The sequence below is a fragment of the Streptomyces sp. SID12501 genome, assembly GCF_010550245.1.
GTDB lineage: Bacteria > Actinomycetota > Actinomycetes > Streptomycetales > Streptomycetaceae > Streptomyces.
Genome location: NZ_JAAGLU010001063.1, coordinates 1 through 385, shown reverse-complemented (window position 1 = coordinate 385; position 385 = coordinate 1). Strand labels below are relative to the sequence as shown.

The window sequence follows — 385 nt, the reverse complement described above, 5'->3', positions numbered from 1 at the left end:
CAGCCCGCTCGTCGACATCAAGATCGACGGGCGACGCAAGCACAAGGTGGCGCTCTGGCACCTGTCCTGGGCCGAAGTCACCTACCAGGCGCAGATGCTGATCCGGTACGAGGGCGTCGGAGACAAGGCACATGCCTGGCTGCTCCAAGAACTGCTCCACTACCTGTGGCACGACAACTCCGGCTGCCACGGATTCCAGAACATGGGATCGGCGTGGGTTCCCGTACGCAACGGAATCAACGACGAAACGCTGTGCCAGGGCGACCCGCGCGCCTTGGACGTGGTCGAGAGCTGGGAACAGCTCATCCGTCAGATCTGCCTCAGCCTCGGTGGTGAACTCGGACAGAAGGTCCTGCCCGTCCAGCGGGCCGAGCGTGGAGCGGAT

Annotated in this window: 1 pseudogene; it reads left to right on the top strand. The window is 63.9% G+C overall.

Annotation, left to right across the window (positions count from 1 at the left end):
• Window positions 1-385, top strand: a pseudogene (locus G3I71_RS49830) (TerD family protein); the annotation flags it as partial.